Source organism: Streptomyces sp. NPDC035033, assembly GCF_040636735.1.
Taxonomy (GTDB): domain Bacteria; phylum Actinomycetota; class Actinomycetes; order Streptomycetales; family Streptomycetaceae; genus Streptomyces.
The window spans coordinates 1-9,274 of record NZ_JBEZUZ010000155.1 but is presented as its reverse complement, the minus strand read 5'-3'; the positions used below and the strand labels follow the sequence as shown (position 1 = coordinate 9,274).

At 79.0% G+C, this 9,274-nt stretch carries 5 protein-coding genes; 3 read left to right on the top strand and 2 right to left on the bottom strand.

Going from position 1 to position 9,274, the window contains the following annotated elements:
• Positions 1-49: 49 nt before the first annotated feature.
• Positions 50-4,276, bottom strand: coding sequence for a HEAT repeat domain-containing protein (locus AB0E83_RS34040; protein ID WP_362120467.1), 4,227 nt, complete (start codon positions 4,274-4,276; stop codon positions 50-52).
• Positions 4,273-5,235: a hypothetical protein gene (locus AB0E83_RS34035; RefSeq protein ID WP_362120465.1), complete on the bottom strand. Its 963-nt coding sequence runs from the start codon at positions 5,233-5,235 to the stop codon at positions 4,273-4,275. The genes AB0E83_RS34040 and AB0E83_RS34035 overlap by 4 nt, the downstream gene beginning before the upstream one ends.
• Before the next feature lie 127 nt (positions 5,236-5,362).
• On the opposite strand from AB0E83_RS34035, the gene AB0E83_RS34030 reads away from it, so the two are divergent.
• From AB0E83_RS34030 to ligA, 3 genes are read left to right on the top strand one after another with little or no spacing between them, the layout of a single operon-like run.
• The gene (locus AB0E83_RS34030) at positions 5,363-6,025 is read left to right on the top strand and encodes a hypothetical protein (RefSeq protein ID WP_362120464.1); all 663 of its coding nucleotides are present in this window, start codon (positions 5,363-5,365) and stop codon (positions 6,023-6,025) included.
• A complete protein-coding gene (locus AB0E83_RS34025) occupies positions 6,022-7,023 on the top strand; it encodes a nucleotidyl transferase AbiEii/AbiGii toxin family protein (RefSeq protein ID WP_362120462.1) in 1,002 nt (333 codons plus the stop codon). The genes AB0E83_RS34030 and AB0E83_RS34025 overlap by 4 nt, the downstream gene beginning before the upstream one ends.
• A 58-nt stretch (positions 7,024-7,081) precedes the next feature.
• Complete coding sequence (gene ligA, locus AB0E83_RS34020; RefSeq protein ID WP_362120460.1) at positions 7,082-9,205, top strand: NAD-dependent DNA ligase LigA; 2,124 nt, start codon at positions 7,082-7,084, stop codon at positions 9,203-9,205.
• Positions 9,206-9,274 lie beyond the last annotated feature (69 nt).

Here is a 9,274-nt window from a genome sequence, read left to right as displayed (position 1 = left end):
CGCGCTCCGACACCGCGGTCGGGGCGCGCCGCCCCGCCGGCGTTCCCGGCTACCCCTCCCCCGCTTCCTCCCTGACGCGCGCGAGCAGCCCCTCGTAGACGGCCCGGCGGTCCGGACGGGCGCGGGAGGCGGCCCGGCGCAGCGGCGGGACGGCCTCCCGGCCGGCGAGCAGGACCGCCTCCCGCGCCGTCCGCCGCACGGTGGGCCGGCCGTGGTCGAGGAGGGCGACGAAGACGGGGACCGCCGGGCGCCAGCGGGCCCGCGAGAGCACCCGGATCGCGCCGCGGACGACGTCGGGGTTCGGGTCGCCGAGCAGGACCTCGGTCAGCCGCAGATGGGCGTCCCGGTCGAGCAGCGCCCGCGACGCGCGGTGCGCGTGGAGCCGCACGCCGGTCTCGGGATGCGACAGCAGCTCGCGCAGCGGCCCCTCCAGGCGCGCCGGCTCGCACGCGGCGGCGCGCTCGACCAGAAGGGCGAGGGCGCGCCGGATCCGCGGGGGCTCGGGCGACCGCAGCAGCGCGAGCAGCTCCTCGTACGGGGGCGAGGAGGCGGACGCGGCCGGCGCCGGGGCGCGTTCGCGCAGGGTGCGCAGGGCGGCCGCCCGCCGCTCGGCGGCCTCCGGGCCGTGCAGCGGGCCGTCGACGAGGACGAGACCGGCCTCCGGATGGCGCCCGGCCAGCCGGTCGAGCACCGGGGTGCGCCGCAGCGGCCGGCCGGCGAGGAGGACCAGCAGGCCCGTCGCGCCCGCGGCGATCTCGTCTTCCAGGTGCCCGGCCAGGAGGTCGGCGGGCATCCTCCGCAGGGCGGTGGACGCGTCCGCGCGGGCGGCCCGGGGCCCGTGCCGCCACAGGTGCAGGAGGACGGGCAGCAGGGTCGGGAGCCGCCGTGCGTCGGAGTCGGCCGCGAGGCGGGCGACGCGGTCGGCCCGTACGCCGGCGTCGAGCAGCGCCGCGGGGCCGGCCTCCGTGAGGGCGTCGCCCAGCGCGGCCCGGAGCGCGGGGTCGGCGGGCGCGTCGGCCCGGCCGCGCAGGTGGGCGGCGAGGACGGCGGCGCGGGCGTCCGGCTCGGGCCAGGCGAGGAGGGCGCGCGCCGCCGCGTTCCGGCGGTCCGGCACGTCGGAGGCCAGCAGGGCGAGGAGCCGTTCGCGCTGCGCGGCGGAGCGGGGCTGGTCCAGGTCGGCGGGGTGCGCGGGGCGCGGCGGCGGGGTCCCCGCGCGGGCCGTCTCCACGAGGGTCCACGGCGGCGCGCCCAGGGGCTGGAGCTCGGTCATCCAGTCGAGGAGCGCGGCCCGGACGTCCGGCGGCGCCTCGGACTGTACGGCGGTGAGGGCGGCGAGCAGCGCGCGCGACCCGGCGGCGGGGGGCCGCCGCCGGAGGGCGGCGAGCTCCGGCACGCTCCGTGCGGCGGCGGCGAGTTCGCCGTACCAGGGCGGGCGGGGCTCCGCCTCGCCGACGCCGAAGGTCTCGCGCAGCAGGCGGGCGCGGGCGGCCTCCGGGTCGGGGGCCAGGGCGGTGGCGGCGAGTTCGCGGTCGAGGTCGGCGCGGACGGGGACCGCGCCGGCGAGCCGGAGCAGCGGGAGGGTGGAGCGGCGGCCCGGGCGCCGGGGCGGCAGGGCCCGTACGGCGGCGGCGACTTCGGCGCCGAGGCCGGGACGCGGATGGGGCACGACCGCCTCCAGGAGGGCGACGAGGGTGTCCCGCGCCTCCCCTTCCGCCTCCGCGAGGCCGGCGAGGAGGACGGGGGCGCGGCGGGCGAACGCGTCCCGTTCGTGGACCTCCCACGGGCCTGGGCAGACCCGGGTCGGCAGCACGCCGAGGACGGCCCGGCGCGCCCGGTCCGAGGCGGCGGCGAGGTCGAGCCAGTCGCGGAGGTACGGGCGCAGCTCCCGCAGCCCCGCGGCCCGGTGGCGGCCGGCGGCTCCGCCGGGCGCGTGGCGTTCGGCGAGGCGCAGGGCGGTGTCCGGGTCCCAGCCTTCCTCCGTCAGACGGCGGAGGTCCGTCTCGTCGGGGTCCGGGGCCGGGTCCGCGGGGAGCGCGGCGAGGAGCCGGTCGCGGGTGCGGGGGTCGGCCGCGCGGGCCGCCGCGGCGGTGAGCGCGGCGGCGAGGGTGTCGCCGAGGAGGGCGCGGAGGGCGTCGAGGAGGTGGGTGCGCAGGCCCGGGTTGTCGTCGTGGCCGAGGCGGTGGAGGAGGTGCGGCACGGCCCGGGGCGTACCGGCGGTGGCGAGGGCGCGGGCCGCCGTCTTGCGGACGTTCATGACGGGGTGGTCGAGGCAGGCGGAGATCGCGTCCGACGCCCAGCGGGCGCCGGCGTCGCCGAGGGCGGTCAGGGTCTGCCGCACGGTCTGCGGGTCGCGGTCCGGGCCGGTGAGCGTGAGCAGCGTCGCCGAGACGGCCTCGACGCCGTCGCCCGTGGTGTCCCGGGCGAGGAGCGCGACGGCGTGCTTGCGGACGTGCCGGTCGGGGTGGCGCAGGTGGCGGTGGACCCGGGCCCGGATCCTGGGGTGCGGTGCCCGCGGGAGGTCGAGCAGGAGCCGGAGCAGGACGCGTTGTTCGCCCGCCGTGAGGCCGGGCCCGTCCAGCAGCCCGAGCGCCAGGTCGGCGACGAGCGCCGGTCCGGCGGCCTCGGCGTCGGAGGCGTCCAGGAGGCACAGCGGCCGGATCCGGCGGCGCGCGTGCAGCCGCCGGCCGAGATCGAGCAGCGCGTCCACGGCCTCCGGCGGCACCACCGGTTCCGCGTCGGGCACGGGCTCCGCGCCGCCGGGCTCCCACGCGGCGGCCGCCTCTCCGGCGATCCGCAGCAGCAGGTCGGCGAGGACCGGGAGGGTGTCGGCGCCGGCGTGCCGGGCGATCCGGCGGAGGGCCGCGACGGGCCGGTCCGGGTCCAGGGAGGCGGCGAGGAGGGCGAGTTCGCGTTCGTCGGGGCCGCCGAGGCCGGCGGCGATCCGGGCGGGCAGCTCGGCGGCGTCGAGCCGCGCGAGCAGCCTCCGCCGGAGCCCGGGGTCCGCGGCGAGCGACCAGACCAGCTCCAGGGCCCGGCTCCGGAAGGCCCGTACCGCGCGCTCGGTGTGCTCCGGCGCCGGCGGGGCGCCGTCCGGGGCGGGGGCGTCGAGGCCGAGGGCCGCCGCCAGGACGCGTGCCGTCCGGTCGCCGCCCACGGCCTCCAGCGCGTCGAGCGCGTCGGCGGGCGCCCGCGGGAGGGCGGCGAGGACGGCGTCCTCGGTGGCCGGGTCGCGCAGCGCGCGCAGGGCGCGCAGGAACGGTTCCGGGGCGGAGGCGCGCGGCAGGACACGGGCGATCTCGGCCGCCACCGGCAGCTCCGCGACCCCCTGCTCGTCCAGGGCGACGAGGAGGTCGAGCCGGCGCGGCCAGTCGGGGGCGTCGGGCGCGGCGCCGGCGAGCAGGGGCAGGAGGGCGTGCCGGCCGGTGTAGAGGACGGTGGCCACGGCGCGGGCCGGGATCGTGTGGTCGGCGAGCGCGAGGGCCGCGACGGCCGGGAGGTCCGCGTCGGTGACGAAGTGGCCGCGGCGGTGCAGGGCGCGCAGGCAGTCGACCGCGGGACCGCCGAGGAGCAGCGGGTCCGTGCCGGCGAGGGCCAGGACCGCGGGCACGTCGTCGCGCCGGGCGGTCTCGCCGTACAGGGCGAGGGCGCGCCGGCGCGTCCGGGGAGCCGTCCCGGGGTCCTCGGCGGCCCGCCACAGGAGCCCGCCGTGCCCGTGGGCGGCGGCGGTGGTGAGCGCGGCGTCGGCGGTCGGGGCGGCGAGCAGCCCGTCCAGCCGGTCCGCCGGCAACGGCTCGACGGCGGCCCAGGGTTCGGCCAGTTCGGCGAGCGCGTCGTTCACCAGCCGGTCGGACGGCGCGTCCAGGAGGCCGGTCAGCACCTCGCGCACGAAGCCGGGTCCGAGGGCTCCCGCGCGCAGTCCCTCCCGGGCCAGCCGCAGGGCCTCCCCCGCCAGGGCGGCGTCCCCGCCGTCCGCCAGCGCGCCGACGAGCGCCGCGAGCCGCTCCCCCGCGACCGCGTCCGCCTCCACGCCCCCGACGGCCTGGTAGAGCTCCTCCCCCCGCTCCCCGTACGGCGGCACCGCCGGATCCCGTACGAGCTCCGCCCGCGTCAGCGCCACCCGTACGGACGGCGCCAGCACCTCGGCGGGCCACCCGCGCCACCCCGGCGGCGCTCCGTCGGCGGCCAGGGCCAGCGCCTCCTCGGGGCTCGCGGGGACCGGTCCCGAGGGGCGCGCGGAGGGCGTCGGGGGCGGCGTCGCGCCGGGCGTCTGGCTCACCCCCGGATCGTACGGTCCCCGCCGGAGCCGCCCTCCGGGTCCCGGCGCAGGACGTAGAGGTCCCCCAGGTCGGGATCGCCCGCGTACACGAAGAGCTTCGGCCGCTCCGGGGTTCCGTAGACGCCCCACGGGGCCAGGTCGCAGCCGTCGACCGCGACCACGACCTCCTGCGACCAGGGGCTCCTGCCCGGGGTGTACGTCCAGGTGCCGGCGCCGTCGCAGGAGGCGGTCATCTGCTCGACGTCGTCGTCGGGGCCGAAGGCCGCGACGCGGACGGCCGTGGCCCCGCCGCCGGCCGTGAGGGTCAGGGTGCCGCCCCGGCCGTCGGACCACGTGCCCGCGATCCGCCGGGCGTCCAGGCGCGGGGGTTCGTACCCGGCCCCCGCCTCCAGCGCGGCGCCCGCGGCCGCCCAGGCGGTGACGACGGCGAGCGTGCCGTAGACCGCCACCCCGCCGAGCATCGCGCGGCCGGAGACGCGCGGGCGGTCCGGCAGCACCAGCCGGCGGACGACCAGGACCGGGACGGCGAGGCCCACCGCCGCCACCCCCCAGCAGACGAGGGCGGGCAGGGGCCCGATCCCCTTCCACAGGGCCGCCGCCAGGACCGGCGGGGCGGTTCCGGCCGCGGCCGCCGGCGGGACCCACCACCACGCCTCGCGCCCCGAGAACCGCCGGCCGAGCCACCCCGCCGCGGCCGTCAGCGGCGCCACGCACACGGCCGACAGCACCAGGGCGACGACCGCCCCCGCCGCCACCACGAAGGGCGCGGCCGCCGCCAGGAGGAACAGTCCCATCGCGCTGAAGGAGCGGCCCGGGGTCTCCAGGGTCCGCTCCCACACGAACAGCGCGACCGTCCCGATCGCGGCTTCCGCCAGCTGGACGGCCATCGAGGTCACGAGGACCGCGGGGAGCCGGTCCCGCACGCCCTCGCGCGCCGGCCGCCATGTTTCTGAACGCATTCAAATCCCCTCCCGGTCCGCATCCTGCCGCATCCGGGTCCGTGCCGCACACCCGGGTCCGGGATAAGGAGGTGAGCCGCCGACGGCCCGTCTGCCAGACTCGCCCCGCCAGGAGAAGGGTTCGGAAGTGCGCACGACAGGCGGGGACGACGGGGTGGACGGGACGCACGACGCCCCGGGGACGTACGAGACGCACGTGACCGTGCGGTGCGGGACCGGGGAGGAACGGGACCGGCTGGAGGCGTGGGCGGCCCGGCGGGGCCTGAAGCTCACCACCATCGTGCTGGCCCGCGGCCGGATGCCCGTCCAGCCGATGCTGACGCTCCCCGACCGGACCGGACACCCGGCGCTCGTGGCCGCGCTGCGGGCCGACGGGTTCCAGCCGGTGCGGGTCAAGGTGGAGACGGTCCCGTGGAGCGCGGAGCCGGCCGGGCCGGGCGGCGGGTACCACGAGCACCACCTGAAGCTGGCGCTGCCGGCCCCGTACGACCGGGCCGCGCTCGAAGCGCTCGTCGTGCCGCACGGCGCGCACGTCTCCTGGAACGCCCGCCGGGCCCTCCCCGGCCCCGGAGGCCGCCACGAGCGCTTCGTCACCCAGCGGCACCCCGGTCCGGCCCCCGCGGCCCTCCGGGCCTGCGACGACCTGCTCGCCGCCCTGCTCGCCGCCGGACACGAGGTGGTGGGCGAGGAGCGGGAGCTGGTGCTCTCGGACAGCGACCTGTCGGTGGACGAGGGCTGGCTGGAGCCCGGCACCGAACACCCCCACCGGACCCCCGAGGAGACGGCATGAGCGGCACCACCTGGACGGACCCGATCCCGGACGGGCCCGGCACCCGCGGCGAACCGACCGCCGAGAGCGCCCGGCGCCGGCACTCCCACCCCGCCACCCTGACCGCCGGCATCGGCGCCGCCGCCGTCCGGCACCGCGTCTTCGACCCCGCCCTCAAGCACTTCCAGGACGCCTTCCGCCCCACCGACGACGTCGTCGGGGACCCGGAGCTGCGCGCCCGCTGGCAGGCGGCCCGCCGCTCCGCGCTCGACCTGGTGCTGGCGGCGGTGGCGGGCTCGGCGTGGGCGGACTCGCTCGTGCTGCGCGGCAGCATGCTGATGTCCGCGTGGTTCGGGGAGGCCGCCCGTCCGCCCAAGGACATCGACTTCGTGGTCGTGCCCGAGACCTGGCGCATCGAGGAGCCGCGCACCCGGGCCATGCTCGACGGCATCGCCGGGGCCGCCGACCGGCTCGCCCGCACGCTCGGCTCGGAGCTCGTGATCGACGGCGCCGGCGCGGTGTCCGAGTACATCTGGACGTACGAACGCGTCCCGGGCCACCGCCTCGTGCTCCCCTGGACGGCCCCCGGCCTGCCCGGCGGCCAGGTGCAGCTCGACTTCGTCTTCCACGAACGCCTCCCGACCCCGCCCCGGACCGCCGAGGTGGCCGGCGCGCGCGTGCGGGCGGCCGACCGGGAGCTCTCGCTGGCGTGGAAGCTCCTCTGGCTGAGCTGCGACATGTACCCCCAGGCCAAGGACCTGTACGACGCCGTCCTGCTCGCCGAGAGCTGCGCCCTGCCGCTCCCCCTCCTGGAGACCGTCCTGCGGGAGTCCGGCGAGTGGCCCACCGGGCTCGGCCACCCGCTCTCCCTCGCCGTGTTCGAACGGGCCGCCCGCGAGGTCGACTGGTCGGCCTTCCCCGACGACCACCGGGGGGAGTCCCCGGCGGCCGGCCCGTCCGTCCGCGAGGAGCTGACGTCCCGCCTCCTGACCGCGCTGGCCCCGGTGTTCGCCGCCTGAGCGCGGCCACCGGCCCGGCCGGGAGGGCGTTGTCAGACCCCCGCGCGAAGATGTCCTCATGACCGCCCTTCCCGCCGCTGAGGCGCACTTCGTCCTGTCCACCCCCGCCGCGTACGAGGACGCGCTCGCCCGGCTGCGCGCCGCGTCCGCCGCCTACTACGCGGGCGAGAACAGCCCGTTGGACGACGCGTCGTACGACGCGCTGCGGCTGGCCGCGCTCGCGTGGGAGGAGGCGCACCCGGGCGAGGCGCCGGACTCGCCGACGGGGCTGGTCGCCGACGGCGCGGCGCCCGGGGGCGACGTCGCGCACACCACCCGCCTGCTCAGCCTCGACAACGTCTTCGGGCCCGAGCAGCTGACCGCCTGGGAGGCCTCGCTGCGGCGGCGGCTGGGCCGGGAGGTCGAGGGCGGGTTCACCGTCGAGCCGAAGCTGGACGGCGCGGCCGTCGCCGCGCGGTACCGGGACGGCCTGCTCGTCCAGGTCGTCACCCGGGGCGACGGCACGCACGGGGAGGACGTCAGCCATGTCGTCGGGTCGGTCGCCGGGCTGCCCGAGCGGCTGCCGGAGCCGCTGACCTTCGAAGTCCGGGGCGAAGTGCTGTTCACCCAGGAGCAGTTCGAGACCGCGCAGCAGGTGCGCGCGGCCCACGGCGGCGCGCCGTTCGCGAACCCGCGGAACGCGGTGGCCGGCACGCTGCGGGCGAAGGACCGCCCGTACCGGCTGGAGATGTCGTTCTGGGCGTACGGCGCGGTCGGCCTGGACGGCGGATCGTTTCCTCCGGCGGAGGCGACGCACGCCGAGGTCCTGGCCGCGGTCGCCGCGGCGGGGGTCCGGACCACGGTCGACACCCCGGCCGGGCTGCACGTGGTGAGCACGATCGCGCAGGCGCAGGAGCGGGTGGACGCGATCGGCGCGCTGCGCGCCGGGCTCCCGTTCGGCATCGACGGCGTGGTCGTCAAGGCGAACAGCGCGGCCGAGCAGGCCGAGGCGGGGCTCGGGAGCCGGTTCCCGTACTGGGCCATCGCCTACAAGCTGCCGGCGGTGGAGCGGCAGACGGTGCTGCGGGAGGTGGTCTGGGAGGTGGGGCGCACGGGCGTGCTCGCGCCGACCGCGATCCTGGACCCGGTCGAGGTCGACGGCTCCACGGTCTCCCGCGCCACCCTGCACAACCCCGCCGACATCGCCCGCCGCGGCCTCCACCTCGGCGACACCGTGACCGTCCACAAGGCCGGCGACATCATCCCGCGCGTCCAGGCGCCGGTCGTCGCGTTCCGGCCCGAGGGCGCCGTCCCGGTCCCGCTGCCGGCCGCCTGCCCGAACTGCCGGGGCGAGATCGACAAGAGCCAGGAGCGGTGGCGGTGCGCGAAGGGCGCGGGCTGCGCGCTCGCCCCGCTGATCGAGTACGCGGCCGGGCGCGACGTCCTCGACATCGACGGTCTCGGCAGGACCTACGTCCGGGCCCTGATCGACGCCGGTCTGGTGACGGACGTGGCGGACCTGTTCACCCTCACCGAGGAGCAGCTGGCGGCCGCCTCGGGCAGCGCGCGGCGGGGCGCGAAGCTCGTCGAGCAGTTCGCGCTGGCGCGGAGCCGCCCGCTGAGCCGCGTCTTCTGCGCGCTCGGCATCCGGGGCACCGGCCGTCGCATGTCGCGGCGGCTCGCCGAGCACTTCGGCACGATGGAGGCGATCCGGGCGGCGAGCGCCGAGGACCTGCTGGCCGTCGAGGGCATCGGCCCGGAGAAGGCCCCCGTGGTCGTCGCCGAGCTGGCCGCGCTCGCCCCCGTCGTCGACAAGCTGATCGCGGCGGGCGTGAACATGACGGAGCCGGAGCGGCCCGGCCGTCCCGTCGCGGACGGCACCGAGGGGGCGGACGGCACGGAGGGCGCGGAGGGCACCGCCGGCGCGGAGCCGGCGGCGGGTCCGCTGGCCGGGAAGACCGTGGTGGTCACCGGGAAGATGACCGGGCGGCTGGAGGGTTACGGCCGCTCGCACATGAACGAGCTGATCGAGCGGGCCGGCGGCAGGGCGGGCAGCGGCGTCAACGCCAGGACCGCCTACCTGGTCTCCGCCCCCTCCGCCACGGGCAGGCCCAGCTCGAAGGCGGTCGCCGCCGAGAAGCTGGGCGTGGAGGTCCTCACCCCGGAGGCGTTCGCCGACCTCGTCGCCGACTTCCTCGGCTGACGGGCCGGTCCCGGGGCCCCGGCCCCCGGGCCGCCGCGTCCGCGCGCGGCGGCGCCGCGCCGCCCCCCC

Excerpts from the sequence above, each read along its gene's own strand:
- AB0E83_RS34035 (WP_362120465.1), bottom strand. The coding sequence starts at position 5,235 with ATGCGTTCAGAAACATGGCGGCCGGCGCGCGAGGGCGTGCGGGACCGG.
- AB0E83_RS34025 (WP_362120462.1), top strand. The coding sequence starts at position 6,022 with ATGAGCGGCACCACCTGGACGGACCCGATCCCGGACGGGCCCGGCACC.
- ligA (WP_362120460.1), top strand. The coding sequence starts at position 7,082 with ATGACCGCCCTTCCCGCCGCTGAGGCGCACTTCGTCCTGTCCACCCCC.